This is a genomic window from uncultured Methanobrevibacter sp. (genome assembly GCF_902771435.1).
GTDB lineage: Archaea > Methanobacteriota > Methanobacteria > Methanobacteriales > Methanobacteriaceae > Methanocatella.
In genome coordinates this window covers 1-21,322 of sequence record NZ_CACXXB010000023.1, presented here as the reverse complement: position 1 = coordinate 21,322, position 21,322 = coordinate 1, and the positions used below count along the sequence as shown (strand labels likewise).

27 protein-coding genes are annotated in these 21,322 nt (G+C 34.9%); 6 read left to right on the top strand and 21 right to left on the bottom strand.

Annotated elements, in window-relative coordinates; genetic code table 11:
- Positions 1-16: 16 nt before the first annotated feature.
- The 3 genes from QZU83_RS07370 to QZU83_RS07360 form a co-directional block, all read right to left on the bottom strand.
- The gene (locus QZU83_RS07370) at positions 17-1,888 is read right to left on the bottom strand and encodes a hypothetical protein (RefSeq protein ID WP_295610896.1); all 1,872 of its coding nucleotides are present in this window, start codon (positions 1,886-1,888) and stop codon (positions 17-19) included.
- Entirely contained in the window at positions 1,888-2,301 is a 414-nt protein-coding gene (locus QZU83_RS07365; protein ID WP_295610894.1) for a HEAT repeat domain-containing protein, read from the bottom strand. The genes QZU83_RS07370 and QZU83_RS07365 overlap by 1 nt, the downstream gene beginning before the upstream one ends.
- A 175-nt stretch (positions 2,302-2,476) precedes the next feature.
- The gene (locus QZU83_RS07360; RefSeq protein WP_295610893.1) at positions 2,477-3,934 is read right to left on the bottom strand and encodes a sodium-dependent transporter; all 1,458 of its coding nucleotides are present in this window, start codon (positions 3,932-3,934) and stop codon (positions 2,477-2,479) included.
- Positions 3,935-4,108: 174 nt separating this feature from the next.
- On the opposite strand from QZU83_RS07360, the gene QZU83_RS07355 reads away from it, so the two are divergent.
- A complete protein-coding gene (locus QZU83_RS07355) occupies positions 4,109-4,912 on the top strand; it encodes an alpha/beta fold hydrolase (RefSeq protein WP_295610891.1) in 804 nt (267 codons plus the stop codon).
- A gap of 227 nt (positions 4,913-5,139) precedes the next feature.
- Here the strand turns inward: QZU83_RS07355 and QZU83_RS07350 are convergent, their stop codons facing one another.
- Positions 5,140-6,426 carry an O-acetylhomoserine aminocarboxypropyltransferase/cysteine synthase family protein gene (locus QZU83_RS07350; RefSeq protein ID WP_295610889.1) on the bottom strand — a complete coding sequence of 429 codons (1,287 nt, stop codon included), beginning with the start codon at positions 6,424-6,426 and terminating at the stop codon, positions 5,140-5,142.
- Positions 6,427-6,639: 213 nt separating this feature from the next.
- Between QZU83_RS07350 and QZU83_RS07345 the strand changes: the two genes are divergently transcribed.
- Complete coding sequence (locus tag QZU83_RS07345; protein WP_295610888.1) at positions 6,640-7,266, top strand: hypothetical protein; 627 nt, start codon at positions 6,640-6,642, stop codon at positions 7,264-7,266.
- Positions 7,244-7,423: a hypothetical protein gene (locus QZU83_RS07340; protein WP_295610886.1), complete on the top strand. Its 180-nt coding sequence runs from the start codon at positions 7,244-7,246 to the stop codon at positions 7,421-7,423. The genes QZU83_RS07345 and QZU83_RS07340 overlap by 23 nt, the downstream gene beginning before the upstream one ends.
- A 34-nt stretch (positions 7,424-7,457) precedes the next feature.
- On the opposite strand, the gene QZU83_RS07335 is transcribed toward QZU83_RS07340, so the two are convergent.
- The 3 genes from QZU83_RS07335 to QZU83_RS07325 all read right to left on the bottom strand — a co-directional run bounded on the left by QZU83_RS07335 (position 7,458) and on the right by QZU83_RS07325 (position 10,520).
- The gene (locus QZU83_RS07335; RefSeq protein WP_295610884.1) at positions 7,458-8,606 is read right to left on the bottom strand and encodes an aldo/keto reductase; all 1,149 of its coding nucleotides are present in this window, start codon (positions 8,604-8,606) and stop codon (positions 7,458-7,460) included.
- Positions 8,607-8,760: 154 nt separating this feature from the next.
- Positions 8,761-9,438, bottom strand: a complete 678-nt coding sequence (locus QZU83_RS07330) for an ABC transporter ATP-binding protein (protein WP_295610882.1) — start codon at positions 9,436-9,438, stop codon at positions 8,761-8,763.
- An 8-nt stretch (positions 9,439-9,446) separates the two neighbouring features.
- A complete protein-coding gene (locus QZU83_RS07325) occupies positions 9,447-10,520 on the bottom strand; it encodes an ABC transporter permease (protein WP_295610881.1) in 1,074 nt (357 codons plus the stop codon).
- A gap of 240 nt (positions 10,521-10,760) precedes the next feature.
- On the opposite strand from QZU83_RS07325, the gene QZU83_RS07320 reads away from it, so the two are divergent.
- The 3 genes from QZU83_RS07320 to QZU83_RS07310 are packed head-to-tail and all read left to right on the top strand — an operon-like array spanning position 10,761 to position 12,593.
- Positions 10,761-11,357: an NAD(P)H-binding protein gene (locus tag QZU83_RS07320; protein WP_295610879.1), complete on the top strand. Its 597-nt coding sequence runs from the start codon at positions 10,761-10,763 to the stop codon at positions 11,355-11,357.
- A complete protein-coding gene (locus tag QZU83_RS07315; RefSeq protein WP_295610878.1) occupies positions 11,358-12,377 on the top strand; it encodes a 7-cyano-7-deazaguanine synthase in 1,020 nt (339 codons plus the stop codon). It begins immediately after the preceding gene.
- A 30-nt stretch (positions 12,378-12,407) separates the two neighbouring features.
- Positions 12,408-12,593, top strand: a complete 186-nt coding sequence (locus tag QZU83_RS07310; protein ID WP_295610877.1) for a hypothetical protein — start codon at positions 12,408-12,410, stop codon at positions 12,591-12,593.
- Positions 12,594-12,835: 242 nt separating this feature from the next.
- Here QZU83_RS07310 and argH read toward each other — a convergent pair whose 3' ends face one another.
- The 14 genes from argH to rpl7ae all read right to left on the bottom strand — a co-directional run bounded on the left by argH (position 12,836) and on the right by rpl7ae (position 21,322).
- Positions 12,836-14,257 (bottom strand): argininosuccinate lyase, encoded by a 1,422-nt coding sequence (gene argH, locus QZU83_RS07305; protein WP_295610875.1) that lies wholly within the window; start codon positions 14,255-14,257, stop codon positions 12,836-12,838.
- 70 nt (positions 14,258-14,327) lie between these two features.
- Positions 14,328-14,480, bottom strand: a complete 153-nt coding sequence (locus tag QZU83_RS07300; RefSeq protein ID WP_292784086.1) for a 30S ribosomal protein S27ae — start codon at positions 14,478-14,480, stop codon at positions 14,328-14,330.
- Between the two features lie 9 nt (positions 14,481-14,489).
- Positions 14,490-14,804, bottom strand: a complete 315-nt coding sequence (locus QZU83_RS07295; protein ID WP_295610873.1) for a 30S ribosomal protein S24e — start codon at positions 14,802-14,804, stop codon at positions 14,490-14,492.
- A gap of 19 nt (positions 14,805-14,823) precedes the next feature.
- On the bottom strand, positions 14,824-15,333 hold the full coding sequence (locus QZU83_RS07290; protein WP_295610872.1) for a GTP-dependent dephospho-CoA kinase family protein: 510 nt from the start codon (positions 15,331-15,333) through the stop codon (positions 14,824-14,826).
- 10 nt (positions 15,334-15,343) lie between these two features.
- Positions 15,344-15,520 (bottom strand): transcription elongation factor subunit Spt4, encoded by a 177-nt coding sequence (spt4, locus tag QZU83_RS07285; protein ID WP_295610871.1) that lies wholly within the window; start codon positions 15,518-15,520, stop codon positions 15,344-15,346.
- Complete coding sequence (locus QZU83_RS07280) at positions 15,517-16,101, bottom strand: DNA-directed RNA polymerase (RefSeq protein ID WP_295610869.1); 585 nt, start codon at positions 16,099-16,101, stop codon at positions 15,517-15,519. Before QZU83_RS07280 ends, spt4 begins: the two co-directional genes overlap by 4 nt.
- A 36-nt stretch (positions 16,102-16,137) precedes the next feature.
- Complete coding sequence (locus QZU83_RS07275) at positions 16,138-16,530, bottom strand: PIN domain-containing protein (protein WP_295610868.1); 393 nt, start codon at positions 16,528-16,530, stop codon at positions 16,138-16,140.
- Positions 16,531-16,540: 10 nt separating this feature from the next.
- Positions 16,541-17,755, bottom strand: a complete 1,215-nt coding sequence (locus QZU83_RS07270; protein WP_295610866.1) for a translation initiation factor IF-2 subunit gamma — start codon at positions 17,753-17,755, stop codon at positions 16,541-16,543.
- 63 nt (positions 17,756-17,818) lie between these two features.
- The gene (locus QZU83_RS07265; protein ID WP_295610865.1) at positions 17,819-18,202 is read right to left on the bottom strand and encodes a 30S ribosomal protein S6e; all 384 of its coding nucleotides are present in this window, start codon (positions 18,200-18,202) and stop codon (positions 17,819-17,821) included.
- Between the two features lie 36 nt (positions 18,203-18,238).
- Positions 18,239-20,029 (bottom strand): translation initiation factor IF-2, encoded by a 1,791-nt coding sequence (infB, locus tag QZU83_RS07260; RefSeq protein ID WP_295610863.1) that lies wholly within the window; start codon positions 20,027-20,029, stop codon positions 18,239-18,241.
- A 37-nt stretch (positions 20,030-20,066) separates the two neighbouring features.
- On the bottom strand, positions 20,067-20,519 hold the full coding sequence (gene ndk / locus QZU83_RS07255) for a nucleoside-diphosphate kinase (RefSeq protein ID WP_295610861.1): 453 nt from the start codon (positions 20,517-20,519) through the stop codon (positions 20,067-20,069).
- Positions 20,516-20,677 carry a 50S ribosomal protein L24e gene (locus tag QZU83_RS07250; RefSeq protein ID WP_295610859.1) on the bottom strand — a complete coding sequence of 54 codons (162 nt, stop codon included), beginning with the start codon at positions 20,675-20,677 and terminating at the stop codon, positions 20,516-20,518. The genes ndk and QZU83_RS07250 overlap by 4 nt, the downstream gene beginning before the upstream one ends.
- A gap of 14 nt (positions 20,678-20,691) precedes the next feature.
- Complete coding sequence (locus QZU83_RS07245) at positions 20,692-20,898, bottom strand: 30S ribosomal protein S28e (RefSeq protein WP_116669816.1); 207 nt, start codon at positions 20,896-20,898, stop codon at positions 20,692-20,694.
- A gap of 34 nt (positions 20,899-20,932) precedes the next feature.
- Positions 20,933-21,322 (bottom strand): 50S ribosomal protein L7Ae, encoded by a 390-nt coding sequence (gene rpl7ae / locus QZU83_RS07240; protein WP_394350261.1) that lies wholly within the window; start codon positions 21,320-21,322, stop codon positions 20,933-20,935.

The following is a 21,322-nucleotide window of genomic DNA, read 5'->3' as shown; positions in this document are numbered from 1 at the left end:
AAATAAATTAATTAAATTATTTTAAAAATTCTTCATCAGCAATCAGCAAAAGTGCCTTTCTGCGAATTTCATAGCTAAAACCTTCATCGCTAACAATAGCTTTCAGTTTTTCCTGATTGGATTGGTCTTCAATTTCATCCAATCTAATGTGAAACAGTATCTTTTCCAGCTTGCCTTCGGCTTCGCTTCTGACAAGATAGTTGAAATCGTTTTGTGAAATGTCCTTTAACGTATTGACGTCATTTATTTCATTAACTTCAGCTATTCGGCTCTTCCATGTTGTCAGGTCGTTAAGTCTTTCCTGAGCCATGGCCGATACCTCACTGTCATTGCAATCAGCCAGCCTCTTTAAAATAAAATCATTGTCAATTCTTTTTATGTCTTCAAAAAGAGAATCCAGTCTGATTTGAGCATCAATGCTGTTTACATCGCCACCCGAGGATATTTCATATAATAACTTTTCATCATCAAGTTTTGATGTTGCAAGTTTTCTTATATCGTCATCACGATCATTTAAAGCCATGTTCTCCAAGGCGAATTCAAATGGAAGGTCTGCAAGGGAATTTCTGATAATTGGTCCTGTAAAATTGTCCAGTAATCTTTTTGGCTTAATCTGATTGAGAGCCTTTATTCTTATGATTTTTTCTCTGCGTTTGTCTGCAACCTCAATGAGGTCATTTCTGATGTTCATTGATTCGACAGCAACTACACAGATTTCTTCACAAATCTCGGTTAATGCAATATCTCTTAAAAGTTCATCCTGATTGTTAAGTTTTGAGATTTTCTTAACCGCTTCGAACCTGATTCGGGATTCCGGATGACTGGTCAATTTCTCAAGCAAAACATTATTTTGAAGTCTTGAAATCGCCTTAACGGTAACTTCGTCATAGTCAAGGTGGTCTTCAACATAACGGGTCAATAATTCCTGGTTTTGAATTTTGGAAACAATTTCAAAAAGCACTTTAGGATTTGACTCGTTTAAAATCAGCTCATCCAGCATCTCCTGACTTTTGAAACTTTTGTTTTTGATTGCATCTGCACGGATTTCATCATTGCATTCATTTAAAACAGCATTTTCTAAAATATCCGAATCAGTAATGAAATTTATTGCAACCTGTCTTTTATACTCATCTTTTTCTGTTTCAAAGACATGTGTAAAGTAATCATTTAAAGAAAAGTTAGTGTTTTGTGCAATTTCCACCAGACGGTTGTGGAGCGGTTTTTTATAAATAATCTTAAGCAATGATTCCGCATCGGGAATTTTATAAATTGCCATGATTCTATTGAATTCGTCACTGTCTGATCTTATGATTTTATAAAGAACATCTAAATCTTTTAGATTGGGATTTAAAATAGCTTCACGGCGAATGTAATCATTGGAATCGTTTAAAGCAAAATCAGTTAATATTTCTTCATCAGCAATCTTTTTGATTGCTTGTCTTTTCAGCGTTTCATCGCTTTTGGACTTTGAAACTTTAATTAAAACGTCCTGATTTGTCAGATTTGGATTTTCACATATGCTTTTTAATATGTATGAATCGGGATCGTTTAACAGCATCTCCTCCAAAAGCAGGGACAGTTCCTTTTTTGAAAGTAGTGACTCATCACAAATGCGGTTAATTGTTGTTAGGCGAAGATAGGAATCAGGATGGTTTAAGCAAATGTCTGATAAAAATTCTTTATCGTTAATGTGCTCCATGGCTTTAATGGCCACAGCAGAAGTCAAGTCATTGTTTGCAATATCCTTCAGGATGTTTTCATCATCTATATTTTCCACTGCTGCCAGTCGAACATGCCAATTCAGGTCATTTTGAGCTATATCTACGATTTTTTCCTGATTATACGATTGTTTGATAAGTTCTATTTTGACATTTGCTGAATTGGTCATTATTCATCCTTTTTTATGTGCAATTCGGATAATCTTTCTAAGGCTGCCTGTTTGACTTCATTTTCAGAGTCGTTCTGTACAATTTTTAGCAGCACATCATCATCGTTTATTTTTCCGATTGCAGCGATTCTTACATGATTTTCTGGATGATTAACGGCCAAATCAATCAATTCATCTTCATCGAATCTTGTTTCGACCTTAATTTTTGCCTTGCCTTTTTCTTTTTTAAACTGCCAATTTGAGTTTTCCAGGGTTAAAATATCAAAAACTGCTTCGCCTGAATCATATTCATAGTCTTCAGGTCTTGTCATATGAATTTTATTTTCCAAACAGTCGGATACAATTTCCTGACCGGATTCTGCATTTTTAATAGTCATTTTTACTAAATCAGCACGTCTTATATCAAAATCCATTTTTTTCACCTATGTTATAATATATTATCTGTTTAAATTAAAAAAATTTACTGAAAATATTTTTCTATGAAAAAAGATTTAAGGCTAATCTCAATTCAGCCACTTGGAGCAGTCATCATAATCGCCAATATTATGTCAAAAAACATTTTTGTTATAATCTTTTAAATCATTAGAATTATCCTTGGCTTTCTTTATTGATATTTGTGAAAATATAGCTCAATATCAAAATAACAACAGTAATAACCCCATAAACTGTTAATTCGAAATTATTTGCATTTAAAAGCAGATGATATACTCCATTACCCCACATGAAAAGCAGAAATATAGGCAATATGTATTTAAGTACAAATACCCATTTTTTTCCAACTTTAACCCTGTCATTTTCATTCAATATAGGAATTACTCCTTCAATATCATAGAACCATGTGAATATTATGCATTGAACTGCAATTAAAAAAAGAATGCAGAATTCTGTGATGAAACCATCAACCATACCGACAAGATAGCTGCTGATTCCTGTTGTGAACAGCAATGAAATTATGCAGCCCACTATTGACCATACGGTTACTGTTTTTTTACGGGACCAGTTTAACTTATGGACTGAGGAGTTGATCATCGGTTCAAACACCGCAATGGCCGATGTTATTCCTGCGAATAATATTGCTACAAACAATAATGGAGCAAGTATATGGCCAATAGGACCCATAACATTGAAAATCATTGGAAAAACAATAAATACCAATCCCGTACCCTCACTAACAAGTTCAACCATTGGTGTTCCGGAAGTATAAGACATGTATCCGAGAATGGAAAATATTCCAAATGCAGTGAATACTTCAAATGCACAATTTGCAAAAACCACAATCAAAACATTATCTGTTAATTTTGATCCGTCAGGCAAATAGCTGGCGTATGTTAGAGAAATTGACTCCCCCATACTTAACGAGAAAATAATTTGCGAGAAGGCCGCCAGCCAAATGTTTACATTGAAAAGCATTTGCCAATCAGGATTCAATAATGCATTTATTCCTAAGCCTGCGCCAGGAAGTGTCAACGCATAGATAACAATGAACGCCATTATGGCAAAAAGCAGAGGGATTAATATTTTTGAGGCCTTTCCTATTCCTTCATTCAAGTCCTTATGGGAAATGTACCAGATAAAAATCCACACAATCACCATGGAAACAGCTGTTGGAATTATGAAACTTGTCATATTGGATAGATTTGAGCTTCCGCCAACATTTCTTACAAAATAAAGTGCCGAATCAGCTCCCCAACTGAAATTGAAACTGGAACCCAGATATACCAAATCCCAGCCCACTATAACCAGATAATAGATTAAAACAAAATACATGATTAAAACCAAAGCCCAGGACATGTACTCCAGTTTAGGGTTAATGCCCTTTAAAATATTGGAAAATGAATCCTTATGCCTGAATCCGATACCGTATTCCAATATCAGAAACGGAATTCCCATAATCAGAATTGCAACCAAATAAGGTATAAAAAAAGTTCCTCCACCGTTGGAATAGACCACATAGCTGTAACGCCAGATATTTCCCAATCCAACAGCAGCACCAATCATCGATAGAAGAAAGGCAATTCGAGAATTCCATTGACTTTGATTATTCATTAATCCTTCACCAATTACTTATTTCTTTTAAATGCAATATAATTCTTTTGTTTTATCAATCATTTTTTTCTTTTCTAAACATGTAACTTGAAAAAATCAAACCATTTAACCAAATTCAAAGGTTAATATATTATTACTGAAAAATAATTATACATAGGAAAGCGGGGTTTAAACATGAAAAGATTTTTAAACATTAACGATATTGAAATTTGTGTAGATGATACACAACATGGCGAGAATGCATTATTGCTGGTTCATGGATTGACCGCAGACAAATCAAGCATGTATCCGATAAGGGACATGTTCAAGGACGATTACCGTGTAATTACCATTGATACAAGAGGCCATGGAGAATCAACACGCCCAGAGAAGTATACAATTGATGACCATGCACTTGACATACACGAAATCATCAAAGAGCTGGACCTGAAAAAGGTTGACCTTTTAGGCTATTCAATGGGTTCATACATTGCACTCAGGACTGCTGAAGTTCAATGTGATGACATCAATCATCTCATATTGCTATGCACCAAGCCGAACGGCAAGACTTCATCAGTTGCAAGACTATTGAAGGAAGCTAATCTCGACATTACGCAAATAACACAGGAAGAAATGATGAGCGTTATACTAAAAGCAAGTCTTGCTCCACATTCTTTGGAAAAAGTTGCAACCGGAGAACTGGACGTTGGAGAGTTATTGGGCAGTGATGAAAGTCCTGAATTAAGCGAAGAAGAAAAAGCCGCAGAGGATGCATCACTTGCCAATTTTGACAATTCCAAGGATTATGATAAAGTTACCTGCAAAACATTGGTTATCGGTGCTGAATATGACGGCATTAATCCGCCGGAATTAGGCCGTGAAGTAGCTGATGGTATCAAGGACGCTGAATTTGAACTGATTAAAGATGCAGGACATCTTGTTATTGTAGAGCAGCCTGATGAATTTAAAAAAATTGTTGAAAACTTCTTAAAAAATTAAAATGGTGAGAAAATGAATTTGGTGTTAATATTAAAAATAGTTACTTTTATAATGCTGGTAGTTATAGCTGCATTATTGTTTATCAATCGTGGAGCAGAAAACCAAAGTAAAGCCCGATTAGCATTCGTACTACTTTTGATTTTGTTTATACTTTCATTATTTATGCTTTAATGAAATATGAAGACTGTCCATAAATTTGTGGACAGCTCCAAAAACTTTTTTTAAATTTAAATTTTTTCCAATGCCTGATCCACATCGGCCAAAATATCCTCAATGTCCTCAATACCGACTGAGAATCTGATTAAGTCCGGTGTAACTCCGGTAGACAATTGCTGTTCTTCTGACAGTTGTGAATGTGTTGTTGATGCAGGATGGGTTACAAGGGATTTTGCATCACCTATGTTTGCTAAAAATGATATCAATTCAACATTTTCAATGAATTTCAATGCACCTTCATAACCTGCCTTAAGACCGAATGAAACTATTCCGCCATAACCCTTTTCGGCATATTTTTTAGCTACTTCATGATTTGGAGATGATTCCAAACCTGAATATGTTACCCATGCCACTTTCGGATGGGCCTCCAAATGTTTGGCAACAGCCATTGCATTTGAAGCATGCCTTTCAATCCTTAATCCTAATGTTTCAAGGCCCTGCATAAGTAAAAATGAATTGAACGGTGACGGAACGGCACCGGTATCCCTTCCAACAACAGCACGGATTCTGGTTGTAAAGGCAGCACCTTTAAATTCCTGCGCAAATACCAATCCGTTATATGTTGCATCAGGCTCGGACAATGTTGGGAATTTACCGTTCATCCAGTCAAAGTCACCCTTTTCAATGACAATTCCGCCTAAAGTTGTACCATGACCTCCGATGTATTTTGTTGCAGATGATGCAATGATGTCAGCTCCATGGTCAAATGGTCTGACTGAACCTATTCCAACAGTATTGTCCGCAATTAGAGGAATATCATGTGAATGTGCAATTTCAGCCAATTTATCAAAATCAGGAATGTCCAATTTTGGGTTTCCGATTGATTCCACATAAATCGCACGGGTCCTATCGTCAATAGCTTTTTCAAACAATTCAGGAGATTGTGAATCCACAAATGTTACTGTACGGCCCAATTCCTCCAAAGTATTTTCAAAAAGCTCATAAGTTCCGCCATAGAGGTTATCTGCAGATACGATATTGTCTCCGACCTGAGTCAGGTTGATGATTGCATAAAAAATAGCCGCCATTCCAGAAGCAGTTGCATATGCGGCAGTTCCCCCTTCAATAGCTGCCATTCTTTTTTCAAATGCTTCAGTGGTCGGGTTTGTTAGTCTTGTGTAAATGTTTCCTCCTTCATTAAGTGCAAATCTGTTTGCAGCCTGCTCGGAAGACTCAAATACATAGGATGTAGTCTGATAAATTGGTGTTACTCTTGAACCGGTTTCATCAACTTCTTCCTGGCCAGCATGTACACCAATTGTTGAGATATTTTTTTTGTTTTTAATTTCATACGCCATAATAATCAATAATATTTCTGTAAAATTTAATATTTATATTTACATGAAAACTGATTTTACATTGTAAAATTGATTTAAACCAATGAAATTGTAGTTAAAACTTCATTTATTAAATGAATTATCATTTATTTCTAAAAGTAATATTTTATATTGAATTTAAACTAAAATAAATCCATGATGTTTAGAAAAATCATGCGGATAATAATTTGTATAATGTCACTTATAAACAAGAAAAGTGAATGTGAAAAGTACAGAAAGTTGAAAATTAAAGATGTTTCATCAATTAAACAATCGGATTTGCCGCAGGAATTTAGTGATAATGCTTTTAAAGTTGTAGATGATTTCATTAGAAAAACAATTAATCTGGATTATGAAATCCTACTATATTTTGATTATACCACTGGAGAAATTCTTAGATGTGCAATTGGTGAGAAAACAACTGTTGAATTAGAATTTGAATATGATGAATTTGATGGAAAACATGTTGCTTCCATACATAACCATACAAAAGACATGTACACGCCCCCATCAGACAAAAATTTTGGAATTTTTTTAAGGCAATGGGAAGATTACGAATTGATTGCAGCACACAACGGATTATGGATTTTAAAAGGAAAATTAAAGGATGAAAAATTAAATTTTGAACTAAAAATTAATTCACAAACATTATTTAACATGGTATTCGATTATTATTCAAAAAAATGTGAAAATATAAATGAACGAAATGATGAAATTGATAGAGAATATGGAAAATTACTATCAAAATATATAAATAATAAAATTATAAAAGAAATACAATTAGAAAAAAAGGAGTATTATGATGACAACAAAAATTGCTGAATATTCCTGTAAGAAAAGGATAACAGACCCCCAAGCATTCAAAAATGCTCAAGAAAGAATGGATAATCCAAATATAATTACTGGAAAAGAAGGAGTATACTATTTGTTTAATATGATGGGAATACCAATTGAATGGGATGACATTTTTACAGAATAATTAATTATAAAATGGAAAATGATTAATTTTCCATTCAAAAACCAAACAGATCCTGTGCATCCAACATCACATCTACAATATGAACCTCGAAAGGACATCTTGGTTCACATTCACCACATGCAATGCATTCTGTTGCATTATATTTCAGGTTATTGTAATGCTCCTGAATACTTGCAGGCACCTCATCATGATATTTTGCAAGATCAAACAGTTTATTCACAGTCGCTATATCTATTCCGGAACTGCATGGCTGACAGTGCCCGCAATAGGTGCACTGACCTTTAAAGGAATGTTTTGGAGCATTCTTTAAAACCTGAGAATAATCTTTTTCTTCATCACTTGCCTCGCAGTATTTCAGGGATTCCATAAGCTCATCAGGTGTTTTCACACCAACGAAAATACTTGAAACTCCTTTTTGCTCCAGTGCATAATGTATACATTGAACAGGAGTTAATGCCACACCAAAAGGAGAGGTCTCATCTGAAAGAAGATTTCCACCTGCAAATCCTTTCATTACTGTTAATGCAGTACCATTTTTCTCGCACAATTCATAAATTTCTGCCCTTTTAGGATTGATGCTTGAAAACTCACCGTCATAGGCATCCTCTTTTCTATACTCTTCAATATCATCCATTGAACCGAACATGTCAAATGCTGGATTTATTGAAAACATCAGAAGTTCAATTTCAGGGTTTTCAGCGGCCAAAATTCCAATGTCAGGATTGTGGGTGCTTAATCCGATGTGTGCTATTGTTCCTTCACGTTTGAGTTTTCTTACATATTCAATGAATGGACCGTTCATGATATTTTCATAATCCTCCAACTGGTCCACATAGTGAATCATTCCAAAATCCAAGGTATCAATCTGAAATCTTTCCATAAAATCTTCAAATGCGGGAATTACCTTGTCCATTTCACGGGTCCTTACATACTGTTCGTTTTGCCATGTTGATCCAAGGTGGCCCTGAATTACCCAGTTTTCACGATTATCTTTTATTGCACGGCCCAAATGTGAGCGCACATCAGGTTCACTCATCCAGCAGTCAACAAAGTTAATGCCGTTTTCTTCACAAGCCCTGATTAACTCTTCAGTGTCTTCATATGGTCTTTCAACTAAAAATTCGGCACCGAAAGCAATTTCAGACACTTCAATGCCAGTATCTCCCAATTTTCTATATTGCATTAAATCCCTCTAAAAATATATAGATTATTATTTGTAGTTAAAAACTAAAAAAAGTATTGATACCAAAAATTTAATTGCCGATGGGTGATAATTGACAACAAATCAACAATCCGCCACATAACCATTAAAAAAAAATAGATTCTGAACCGGTCGTTCAACGACGGTTATAATAATCGTTTATAATCCGGCCATCCCTAATTTCAATTGTTCTTTGAGCCAATCTTGCAACGTCAATGTCATGGGTTACAATAATCAATGTAGCTCCAACGGATCTTTGTACAAATCTTAGAACATCTAAAATTTTAGCACCAGTTTTTGTATCAAGAGCCCCTGTAGGTTCATCGGCAAGAATGATTGACGGGAAGTTAACCAATGCCCTTGCAATAGCTACTCTTTGTCTTTCACCACCTGAAAGCTTATTCGGTTTTTGTTTTCTTTTATCCAAAAGACCAACAGCTTCTATGAAAAGCAATGCCCTTCTGTGCTTTTCCTTTTCTGAAAGACCTGAATCCATAAGAGGAATTTCCACATTATCCTGAACCGAAAGGTTAGGTATCAGATTGTGAAGCTGAAATACAAAACCTATTTCATGGCGTCTGAAGTCACTCAAATCCTTTTGTGTTGACAAATCAACTCCATTGATAATGACCTGACCGGAATCCGGACTGTCTAGTGCTCCCAACATGTTTAAAAGAGTGGATTTTCCGGATCCTGACGGCCCTATAATTGATACGAAACTCCCCTGTTCAATGGACAGATTAATATTGTTCAAAGCGGTGACTGCACCCTTATCATATTGCTTTAAAACATTTTGCAATCTAATCAATTCCATTCTATCACCTATTCATACCTCAACGCTTCTGTAGGAGCAAGTTTTGACGCCTTATACGCAGGATAAACCCCACCAATAATTCCAACAATTATTGTTATTCCAAATGCCAATATGAAGGTTTGAGGAGTGTATACCAGGGAAAATCCATTGGTTCCAAAGAATTTGACACCCAATTCAGCTATCAGAATTCCAAACAGGGATCCAATGATTCCTGATAAAATTGTCAGCACCAAAGTTTCACCCAAAATCATAATCAGTATCTTTTTGCTTTTCCACCCGATTGATTTTAAAACACCAATTTCTTTTGTTCTTTCATAAACTGCCATTATCATGGTATTGATAACACCGATAGCCCCGACAATGATTGCAAGACCTGAAATGGCAAGTGAAGCTGAATCAAGAATTCCAATTACATTGTCAAGCATGGACGAAAGCTCCTCGCTTGTTAAAGTTGAAATATTCTCATATTTCTTTTCGATATTGTCACTAATTACCGTATCATTGGCATTTTCAGTGGTTTTAACAAGAATCGATGAGACATCATAGGTATCCGTTATATTTTGAAGTTCATCCAATGAAACATAAACGCTGTTGTCCCTATACATGGCGCCGGTTTCATAGATTCCCACAACCTCAAAATCATTTCCATAAATTGTCAGATTATCACCTATGCTGATGTTGTTTCTTTCACAATAGTACTCGCCGACAATAGCCTGTGTTGAATTTTCTTCATAAACAGACCCGTTTACATTTTTTATCCCAATCAGGTTTAATTTACTTGAATCCAAACCGTAAACAGTCATTCGGGCCAACGGACTTTGAGACGGCAGGGACGTGTTGACGATTTCTATAACCTGCAGCTCACCGGCCACATCCGAAACATTTGTCATATTCCTTATTTCATCAATCATGGAGACATTCAAAAGACCTGAAGCACCACCTATATTTGTTTCATTGGTAACTGTTATTTCCGCTCCTCCCTCATTGAATGTGGTCTGAACAGAACTTTCCATTCCTGCAGTAATGAGACCTAATGCAACAATGGTTGCAATGCCTATTGCAATGCCTATGATTGAAAGCACACTTCTTGTTTTATTTCTGAAAGGATTTTTTAGTATTAATGTAATGAACCTGATAGTAACAACTCCATTAAGCCTAACTGTATATTATTTTAAAGTATAATAAATCAAACATATAATTTTATTCATTTTTATTGAAAAATATCTCCAGACACATTTTGAAAGTACACACATCAAAAATTTCACATAAGTTTAATTAAACTGAAATCAAAAAATATTAAACAAAAAAGAAAAGGTGAAAAAATGAATATTGCTATAATTGGTGCAACCGGCAAATTTGGAAGACCGTTTACTGCAAAACTACTTACCAAACCTGATTTCCATTTAACATTACTTTCCAAATCTGCAGGAAACAGCTATGAAGACAGTTATAGAATTACAGCAAAAAATATAGATGCTACAAATATTAAAGAATTAAAAAATGTTCTTGAAGGGCAAGACGTTGTTTTCTGTGCGGTTTCAGGCACTGACCAGGGAGCCATTGCAAGAAATCTTGCCAAACTAAATCCAAAAAGACTGATTTACATGACTGTTGTCGGAATTTATAACGAACTTGCAGAGGATAACGGCGGCGAATACAATGTCGACAATGAAAAGGAGCAGATTCCAAACAGAAATGCCGTTGCAATCATCGAAGAAAGCGACCTCGACTATACAATTTTAAGATGCGGATATCTGATTTACGGTGAAGAAGACGATTATGTAATAACCAAAAAAGGAGAAACCCCTAAAGGTTATGTTTCCACTTCAAAATCCGTTGAGAAAATTGCTCTTGAGATTATTGAAAATCCTGAACTCTATTCACGTGAAAGCATTAGCATTACAAGAGACATGAGTTAAATGTATACAAAGGAATTTATTTTAAGTGAAGTTAATCGGATTCGTGACGAAATTGGTCATGACAGGGTGGAAATCTTTATTGAAGAAATCTATTTCAGCAAAAAAACCAATGAGTTATGGATTATTACAGAAGATCGCCCAGACAAATCAGCTATCATCGGAAAAGGGGGTTGGGTTGTTGGAAAGCTTAGGGAAAAGCTTAACCTTGAAAGCATTCATGTCGAAAGCTACGGTGATTTTTTAAATAAAAATTACAAGCTCAAACTCTCCAAAAAAACTGTAGATAACCTTAATCTTGATTTGGTTGGATTAAACAACTTAAAAACCGCAATAGATGCTAAATTAGATAATATTTATAGTTTTAACTTTGAAAATTATTTGTCAGAAAATAAATTTGAAGAGTCTGAAAATACTGAAGCCGTTGTTGCCCTTTCAGGAGGTGTTGACAGTAGCTTTTCGTTGATATTAGCAAAAAAGCTTGGTTTTAACCCCGTGGCAGTTACTGTTGATCCTGGAACAATAATATTGCCTAAACAGTTCAAAGCCAACATTCGATTACTGACAGATGAGCTGGACATCACCCATGAATATATTGAAACCGACTGTTCCGACATCATTCAGGAATCATTTACAGGCAAGGTCCATCCCTGTGGAAGGTGTTCCAAAAATACTTCCGAACTTGTTAAGGAATATGCAAAATCAAAGGAAATACCAATTATTATCTTCGGTGATATGCTTGCAACCGGCAGTCAATGCATAAATCTACAGGACGATTCATTATATCGATTGAACCTTCCGGCAAGTCTATGTGTTGGCAAGCAAGAGATAAAATCCTTGATTAGAAACTATGATTTAAAAGAGTTTAAAGGATTCGGCTGTCCTCTGCTTTATGAGGTTCACAGAAAATTCCCTCACATGAAAAAATTTTCAATACAGAGAATACTAAGGGAAACCCGTTCCGGAGCACTTGAACCCGGTGAGGCCCTTGATTTGATTTGGAGTTTCTACAAAACCAAATAGTTATTAACAACTTATTAAAAATTAGATACTATGATGCGCAAAATTTGTCCAAGATGCGGTTCACACAATGTAAAATGGATTATTCCACAAAACTGGTCCCAGTGGGTTTGCTATGACTGCGACTATACCGGCCCCATCATTGAAGGCAACCAGGAACTTGCCGATGAGATTCATGAAAGTTATTTGGAATCTCAAAATCAGGAAAATACTGAATAAAAAATCATTTTTAACTTTTTATCAAAAGAAGTTAAACGATTAGGCACATGAGAAATTTAGGAGCTGAGCTTTACTTATTGAATTTATTGAGGAACAATTTAATAAGTTTCCTAAATATCTCTTGTGCAAAATCATGCTTCAATAATCAGATGATTATATCCACAATTAATATATTGTTCGCACAAGTATATAAAGTTTAGGTACACCTAAACAAATTTTTTTAAAAAAAATATAAGGAATAATTAAATTCCCTTGTTTTCAAATTCCTTATTTAAAAATACTTTAATGTTATTGCGAGCTATTTCCACCATTTCAGGAGCCGGACCGCCAGGCACTGCCCTGATTCTAACGTTTTCAGCAGGATTTAAAGCTCTTTGAATCAAATCATCATCAAGATTCAATTCATCAAAACCCAACTCAACTGCAATATCATCAATGAATCTGGAAGTTATATCCTCTTCAGCCATATTACTGGATGTAGCTTCATTGACTATTCTTCCAACGATTTTGTGAGCTGTTCTAAATGGAATCTTCTTTTCACGAACCATGATGTCTGCAAGGTCTGTTGCTGTTGCAAAGTTCTTGCCTGCAAGTTCGGCACATCTGTCAACGTTGAACTCTACAGACAACATCATTTTTGTTACAATTGATAATGTTTCACTGGTTACTTTTACTGCATTCCATAAATGAGGAGTGATTTCCTGTAAATCCCTGTTGTAAGTGTATGGAATCGCCTTTAAAATAGTCAAAATGGTTATTAACTCACCAGTTGCAATGCTGGTTTTACCCCTTGCAAGCTCAGCCACATCAGGATTTTTCTTTTGGGGCATAATAGAAGAAGTTGATGAATATTCATCAGCCATTTCAATAACACCAAACTCATAAGTGCTCCACAGTACAAGTTCCTCACATATTTTTGCAAGAGTTGATGATAAAGACACCAAATCAAAGACTGTCTCTGTGATGAAATCACGTGCTGAAACCCCGTCCATGGAGTTTTCCAAATAAGCATCAAATCCAAGCAGATCAGTAGTCAGCTGCCTGTTAATCGGAAAACTGGTGGTAGCCATAGCCGCTGAACCTAACGGGTTTAAATTAACACGCTTATAAGTGTCAGCTAAACGTTCATAATCCCTTTTTAGAGCTTGAACATGAGCCATCAGGTGATGAGCTATTGTAATCGGTTGTGCATGCTGCAAGTGAGTGAAACCTATGAAAATGTCTTCCATATGCTCACCGGCCATTTCAACCAATCCTTCAATAAATTCCAAAATGCCGATTTGGATTTCCTCAATCATCTCCCTCAAGACTAACCTGACATCACATGCAACCTGGTCATTACGGGATTTTGCGGTATGCATAAAACCGGCTTCAGGACCTATTTTAGAGGTTACGTAATTTTCAATTGCCATGTGAACATCTTCGATAGTTGCGTCAAATACCAAAGCTTCATAACCCTCTTCCTTAAGATTATCAAGTGCACATAGAATTTTATCTGCAATTTCTTCGTCAATAATGCCTTCATGCTTTAACATTGAAGTGTGTGCAAAATTAGTTTTAATATCAGCTTCAAAAAGAAGCATGTCGGCTTCAAGAGATGAAGTGTATTCAGCTGCTTCATCAGTCATTCCAGTCTTAAAACGACCATTTCTAATATTATCCAAAAAAATCCCTTCTAAAAAGTAAGTTAAAAATAAAAATAATAAAAAAAAGAAAATAAAGATTTAAAAAATCTTATTTTTTCATTTCAGTGTATCCGCATTTACCACAAGCGAATCTGTCACCATGGTCAGCCATGAATACACCTTCACCACAACGAGGACAAATTGGGTTTTTCCTTTCAATTTTGTCTCCATCTACTTTGTAAAGATCTGATTTTCTTACCATATAAATCACCTATTCTTCTGCTTCTTCATCAGCAGGTTCTTCTTCTGGTTCAGTATTTTTAGCAATAATATGTTCCGCTTCAATGTATTTTAAATCATCTACAGTGTCATAGACTTTTGCGTAACCTTTTGCTTTAGGTTCACCGTAGTGTGGTTGAATACTGTCGACTACGATTAAATCTTTTTGAGTATTTAATAAAGCAACTAATTTAGATTTGACATCTAAAAGTTTAGGAGTTGCTTCTCCATCATAATCAACATAAAATGTAATTTCTTTTCTGTTAAACAATTTGTTTTCTTTTTCATCGATAAATTCAATTTCCATTATAAGACCTCAATTCAATTTATTCTTTAATAAATCCGTCAATAAGCCTTTGAGCTTTATTTTTAACATCCGAAACTTTTAAAAGCACTAAACCCTCATTAGGTTGTCCATATAAAATTGTAGTTTCCGGATTTGCCATGATGATGCAAGGAAGAACTGCAAGATCTTCTTCCCCCGCTACTTCAATTACATAACATTCGCCAGTGTTAGATAATTCAAGAGCTTGGCCTATGGTTTCCCATAGATCATCAGTGATATATCCGGCAGGATTGTCCGCTTTTAAAATGTGGTCCGCATGTATAACATCATGAGAATGATTTTTTCTTTGAATTAGATTGTCAATTATACCAATATTTGGATATAATTCGTATTTTGTAAGATTATTGAAAGTTTCATCACCCACAGAAATTAAAAACTCGGAAGATTTAATCTCCTCAATTGCATCTTCAAAGTCAGGATATAACTTTCCTAACGGCTTTTTAAGCTCTATAATTATATCTTTATTTAATTCTGCATCTAACCTTAACACAAAAAACCCTCTATCTTACTCTTAAACAATATTCGCCTGGAATTTCAATATTTAATTCACGAGCTAATTCTGATTCTGCAGGATCGGTTATGATTAAAAGACCACTCCAGTTATCAGAAGTAGGGCTTCCGCAATTAGGACATTGTTCCTTATTTGAAATTAATTTACAAACAGTACACGCTTTCATTGTTTTGCCTTCCTACTTTTTTCTTTAGCTTCTTGAATCCATTCGAATCTACCTAAATTGCTTTGTCTCATAGTGAGAGGAATTTTGGAATTCCTGTTATTTTCAATGTTGTTAGTAGATTCATCCTTAATAGATACGCTAACTGCTCTAGCTCTGACCAAGTCACCTTCATCTAATGTTTTATTAGATTCTTTTGCAAGTAATGCTCCTCTTTTAGCATCGTAACTGATGTAATCATCAGTGACCTGAGAAACATGTATTAAACCATCCATAGGTCCAATTCTTACAAATGCACCGTAATCAACAATATCAATTACTTCACCATCAAAGATTTCATGTTGTTCCGGTTTGAAGAAAATTGCTTCAAAAACAACATTGTGGTAAGAAGCTCCGTCACCCATTATGAGTCTGCCTTCACTAATTTCATCAATATCGTTAACACAGATAAGTAGACCAAGTTTTTTGTCTAAACGACCTTCATATATTTCGTTTAAAGTTTGAATAGCGACTTCTTCGAGAGGATCTTCAAATCTGTAAGGTGGAATTCTTACAGTATCCTCGATTTTTGTTTTATAATACAAAATAATCCCTCATCTTATTAATAAGTTTAATTAATATTATATTTTACCTTCAACAGCAATATATTTTTTTTGCCTTAAGTAAGCAACTGTTATTCCTTTATCTTTTGCACGATTTTTCAATTCAATATCATTTGTAGCTAATACTTCTGAAACTCTAAGTAACGCGTCATCCACAGTTTCATTTTCTAATAATGAAATATCCTTTATTTCAATTTTTGAAGAATTAGCTAATTTTAAGGCCAAATTTGCATTTAACCTTGTTTTTCCTTTAGTATTTCTTTTCAAACCCTTCAATTCATTGATAACAAAGCTTGGAGTAGTTAATCTATAAGAAGGTAATAATTTTTCAAGTTCAGTGATTATATCAACATTGAACTGAAAAGGAACCATAAAAAAATTGGTATCAATTACAACTTCTTTAGAGTTCATTATTTGCCCTCTACTTAATAATACCGTAACCTATTAATCTCCAACGGGCTCCAACTCTACGACTTAAAGCAACTCTATCTCCCGGACTTGCACAGACCGGTAATTTTAAAGCAACATCAACATCGTTTTTCTTTGTTGATGTAACCACGCCGATTGTAGTGGTTGTACCACAATTAATCATTAATGGTTCTTTAATTTTGATTGGAGCGACATCGCGTTCTTCTTTAGTACCTACAACACGGTCAAGTAAATTAGCTTCCATAGTGAAACTGTCCAATACATCAGGTAAAGTGCCTTCTTCACCAGCAACAGTACCGGATAATGAATCTGATTTAGTTAAAGATGGATCTAATTTAGTTGCAATACCTACAAGTCCACCAGGACCGATTTCTCCAACTTGTTCTCCATTAGCCTCAAGACCGATAATTTCAGATTTTAAGGTGAGTCTTTCACCATTATTAGTAGGACCCGGTCTGATTTCAATGGTATCTCCTAATTTGAAAGTACCTTGAACCAATGTTCCACCAATAACTCCTCCTTTAATTTTATCGGCACCTGAACCAGGTTTGTTAATATCGAATGATCTTGCTACATGCATTAAAGCAGTATCATCGAAATTCCTTTCTGGAGGTTGGATTTGTTTAAGCATTGTTTCGATTAAAATATCTACATTAGCACCTTGTTGAGCAGATACAGGTATTATTAAAGCATCTTCAGCACAAGTACCTTTAACAAATTCCTTAATTTCATTATAACTTTCAATAGCTCTTTCTTTTGAAACGATATCAATTTTATTTTGAACTACAATAACATCTTTAACGCCGATAACATCAAGCGCCATGAGATGCTCTTTAGTTTGTGGTTGTGGACAAGACTCATTTGCAGCAATTACCAACACTGCACCATCCATAATTGCAGCACCAGATAACATAGTTGCCATAAGGGTTTCGTGACCTGGAGCATCAACAAAAGATACTTTTCTGATTAATTCGGTTTCGCTCCCACAGATTTCACAAGTTTCAGAAGTAGTGTAACATTCAGGTTCTCCGCATTTAGGACATTTTCTGAATTCAATGTCGGCATAACCCAAACGAATTGAAATACCTCTTTTTGTTTCCTCACTGTGAGTATCAGTCCATACTCCGGATAATGCTTTAGTAAGAGTAGTCTTACCGTGGTCTACATGACCAACTAAACCTATGTTAACATCTGACTGTACGTTCACAGATAACCACCTTTTTTAATAATTTTAATTTAACTTAAAAGTAAAATAAGAAAAATAGTTAAACTATTCTTCCTCTTCTTCATCAGCACCAAGAATGTCAGCTATTGATTTGCTTCCAGCTTTAGTAACTACAGTGTTGATTTGTACAATATCTTCAGCAATAGTGTTTCCTCTTACGGTTTTTCTTCTTTTAACACCATCTGCTTTAGGATGATAACCGATACCACCAGTTAATAAACTTTTGATTCTTCTAGTACCAGAAACATCTTTTTTCATAGTAAAACCGTTTTTATCACTACCACCAGTAATTTTTAAAGTGTAACCGTCTAAACCAACAAGCCCACCATCAAATTCATCACCGATGACTAAACCATTGAAAGCTTTAGTTTCATCGACTTCAACTTGATAAGATTCAGCTTTATCAGACACAACTACTTTGAATGCCATGGTATTCCTCCTTAATTTTTTATAACCCTTAATTTATTATTCAAAAAGACCAAATTTACCCCAATCTGGATCTTGTTTACGTTTAATCTCTAAAAATTCATATAAAGTTTCATATTCATCTTCAGTTAATTTATCTTTAAATTCCCTTTCAATGAATTTATAATGTTTTTCAGGGACATCAACATACAATTCATCCCCTTCATCGAAATGTTTTCCAACTATGGCATCTTTAATAGCCATAGCAACTCTTTGACCTCTAGATATGTCCGGTAAGGTTTCACCTTTGTCTTCCATACTGGCGATTACACCAACATATTCGCCATTTTTATTGATTAATGTTTGACCTTGTTTAATTGTACCGCTGATTGATTCGATTCCAATAATAGCCGGTTTGCTTTGACGGAAAACAAGTTTCGGTAAAGCCATGAATTTAGCAGGCTTAATAATTGCATTATAAAATGCTTTCTTCTTAGCTTGCTCCATTTCATCAATCCATTCTTCATAATCTTCGATGATTTGATAAATAACATCACCTTTAAAGAGCTTAACATCGGAATTGTTAAGATCTTCTAATGAATTAGGATGTACATCCACATTAAAAGCAATAATTGCACCGTGGGCATCATTTTCATTTAAAGCAATGGATGAATTAATGATATCTCTGCGATTTACATCACCTATGTTTGCTTCACGGATAGGGATATCCAATTCCCTTAACAATTTAACAATAGCTTCAAGAGAACCTAAGGTATCAGCTTTAACCAAAATACCTTCATCTTCAGTACTGATTGTAATGTCCTCAATCTCTTTTAGAATTTCCTCTTCAACATTTTCTTTTTCACTCAGCACTCTGAGCGGGGAACCTGAAACAACATCATCTAAATTAGGAGCCGCAATTTTAATACCTGCAGCCGCAACAACTTCATCGAATTTTTGGAATTTCTTTTTGGAATCCCTCATTTCTTCCAATGGAAGTGGTCTTAAAATAGATCTGATTTTGGTTGTTAATACCTCATTTGAAGAAGTCATCAAAGCTATTTCATCATTGGTTCGTAAAACACCATCATAAATAATACTATCAATAGTAAGACCTAATCCTACCTCTTCTTTTATTTCCAAAACAGTACCTTTAGCAGGAGCATCCTCATTGATTTCGAGCTGCTCGGTGAGATATTCCTGAGCAAGACCCAAAAGCATAGCCAATACTTCAATTATTCCTTCACCAGTCTTGGCACTAATCGGAATGATTGAAATTTGTGAAGCAAAATTGCTTACCCTGTCAAATCTTTCGGATTGGAAGCCTTCCTTGTAAAGGTCACCGACAAGACCATAAACTTTGGTGTCCAATTCTTGCTGAACACTTGGAGCCTGTTGTGAGAATGTTTCTTTAAAAGAAGCACCTTCATGAGCCTCCCAACCAAAAATCATGTCGATTTTATTAGCTACAACAATGAATGGAGTTTTATACATCTTCAAAATATTAATAGCTTCATAAGTTTGTGGTTTAAAACCATCATTAATATCAAGAATTAATATTGCCAAATCTGCTAATGCGCCACCACGTTTTCTCAAACTTGTGAATGCAGCATGTCCTGGAGTATCAATAAAGAATAATCCTGGAATTAAATCTTTGATAGTTAATCTTGAGATAAAATTTCCACAGATTTCTTCAATAGTATCGTTTGGGATTTCTGTAGCACCAATATGTTGAGTAATACCTCCAGCCTCTCTGTCAGCTATTGTACTACCCCTAATATAATCTAATAAAGTTGTTTTACCATGGTCTACATGACCTAAAACGGATACAATCGGGGATCTGATTTTCATAGTATCTTTTTTTTATAATAAATTTCTAAATCTAAATCTATTCGTAAATTAAATCATTGTCAACGATTTTGTAATCGCAAATTTCATCTTCATTAAAGAAAAGAGCAATTTCTCTTTCTGCAGATTCAGGAGCGTCTGAAGCATGAATAATGTTTCTACCTGTATCCATACCAAAGTCTCCTCTGATAGTTCCAAGATCTGCTTCTAAAGGATTTGTTGCACCAACTAATTTCCTAATAGTAGTAATAGCTTCTTCACCTTCAATAACCATAGCTAATGATGGGGATGAAGTGATGTATTCTACTAAACTTGGGAAAAATGGTTTTTCAGCATGTTCTCCATAATGAGTTTTCGCTAAATCTTCATCAATTTGAATTAATTTACAAGCAACGATTTGAAGACCTTTATCTTCAAAACGGGATAATATTTTACCCATAAGACGTCTTTGAACAGCGTCTGGTTTCATCATTACAAAACTTTTTTGAATCATTCTTTAACCCATTTAACTTTTCTTGGAACTCTTCCGAGTTTAATCATATTTTTTTCACATTTGCTGCTACAAAAGAAATATATTGATCCATCTTTTTTAACGTACATTTTTCCTGTACCATCTTCTATATCTTTTTTACAGAATGAACAAGTTCTCATGTTGTTACACCTTCTTATGGAGTCTTAATTTCCTTAGCTTCTCTAATTGTATCAAGTAACATTAAAATGTCGCCTTCTCTAACAGGTCCCATAATGTTTCTTGTTAAAATTCTTCCTTTGTCTCTACCATCGAGGATTCTGCATTTGATTTGCATTACCTCACCAGTCATACCAGTTCTTTTTAAAACTTCAATGACTTCAGCAGGAGTTCCTTCTTCCATGTTATCACCGTAAAAATCCATTAAAAGAATTTATCTATTCTTTTAATTCAGCAACTTTTTCTACGATTTCAGCAACAGCAGCTTCAGCATCACCAGCATCTACAATACATGCAGAAGCAGTACCAACAGTTAATCCAGCAGCTCCACCAACTTGTTCTTTGGTAGGTAAGTATACGTAAGGAATTTCTTTTTCATCAGCTAATACAGGAATGTGAGCAACGATTTCAGCAGGATCTACATCTTCTGCGATAACAACTAATGCTGCATCTCCTCTTTCGATGAATTTGGTTACTTCGTTAGTACCTTTTGCTACTTTACCGGTAGCTTGTGCGGTTTCTAATGCTTCTTCAGCTTGTTTAGCTAATTCTTCAGGTGTGTCAAATTTTACATAAATGTTTGCCATAAAATATACCTCCTTTTTCAT

Bases quoted from the DNA above. Each gene is read 5' to 3' on its own strand.
- rpl7ae (WP_394350261.1), bottom strand. From the start codon at position 21,322: ATGAAAAAGGAGGTATATTTTATGGCAAACATTTATGTAAAATTTGAC.
- QZU83_RS07360 (WP_295610893.1), bottom strand. From the start codon at position 3,934: ATGAATAATCAAAGTCAATGGAATTCTCGAATTGCCTTTCTTCTATCG.
- QZU83_RS07250 (WP_295610859.1), bottom strand. From the start codon at position 20,677: ATGAGAACTTGTTCATTCTGTAAAAAAGATATAGAAGATGGTACAGGA.
- QZU83_RS07370 (WP_295610896.1), bottom strand. From the start codon at position 1,888: ATGACCAATTCAGCAAATGTCAAAATAGAACTTATCAAACAATCGTAT.
- QZU83_RS07295 (WP_295610873.1), bottom strand. From the start codon at position 14,804: ATGGAAATTGAATTTATCGATGAAAAAGAAAACAAATTGTTTAACAGA.
- QZU83_RS07340 (WP_295610886.1), top strand. From the start codon at position 7,244: ATGATGACAACAAAAATTGCTGAATATTCCTGTAAGAAAAGGATAACA.
- QZU83_RS07355 (WP_295610891.1), top strand. From the start codon at position 4,109: ATGAAAAGATTTTTAAACATTAACGATATTGAAATTTGTGTAGATGAT.
- QZU83_RS07265 (WP_295610865.1), bottom strand. From the start codon at position 18,202: ATGGCATTCAAAGTAGTTGTGTCTGATAAAGCTGAATCTTATCAAGTT.
- ndk (WP_295610861.1), bottom strand. From the start codon at position 20,519: ATGATTCAAAAAAGTTTTGTAATGATGAAACCAGACGCTGTTCAAAGA.
- QZU83_RS07275 (WP_295610868.1), bottom strand. From the start codon at position 16,530: ATGAACTCTAAAGAAGTTGTAATTGATACCAATTTTTTTATGGTTCCT.
- QZU83_RS07320 (WP_295610879.1), top strand. From the start codon at position 10,761: ATGAATATTGCTATAATTGGTGCAACCGGCAAATTTGGAAGACCGTTT.
- QZU83_RS07245 (WP_116669816.1), bottom strand. From the start codon at position 20,898: ATGGAAGAAGGAACTCCTGCTGAAGTCATTGAAGTTTTAAAAAGAACT.
- QZU83_RS07315 (WP_295610878.1), top strand. From the start codon at position 11,358: ATGTATACAAAGGAATTTATTTTAAGTGAAGTTAATCGGATTCGTGAC.
- QZU83_RS07365 (WP_295610894.1), bottom strand. From the start codon at position 2,301: ATGGATTTTGATATAAGACGTGCTGATTTAGTAAAAATGACTATTAAA.
- QZU83_RS07345 (WP_295610888.1), top strand. From the start codon at position 6,640: ATGTCACTTATAAACAAGAAAAGTGAATGTGAAAAGTACAGAAAGTTG.
- QZU83_RS07300 (WP_292784086.1), bottom strand. From the start codon at position 14,480: ATGGTAAGAAAATCAGATCTTTACAAAGTAGATGGAGACAAAATTGAA.
- spt4 (WP_295610871.1), bottom strand. From the start codon at position 15,520: ATGAAAGCGTGTACTGTTTGTAAATTAATTTCAAATAAGGAACAATGT.
- QZU83_RS07310 (WP_295610877.1), top strand. From the start codon at position 12,408: ATGATGCGCAAAATTTGTCCAAGATGCGGTTCACACAATGTAAAATGG.
- QZU83_RS07335 (WP_295610884.1), bottom strand. From the start codon at position 8,606: ATGCAATATAGAAAATTGGGAGATACTGGCATTGAAGTGTCTGAAATT.
- QZU83_RS07350 (WP_295610889.1), bottom strand. From the start codon at position 6,426: ATGGCGTATGAAATTAAAAACAAAAAAAATATCTCAACAATTGGTGTA.
- infB (WP_295610863.1), bottom strand. From the start codon at position 20,029: ATGAAAATCAGATCCCCGATTGTATCCGTTTTAGGTCATGTAGACCAT.
- QZU83_RS07330 (WP_295610882.1), bottom strand. From the start codon at position 9,438: ATGGAATTGATTAGATTGCAAAATGTTTTAAAGCAATATGATAAGGGT.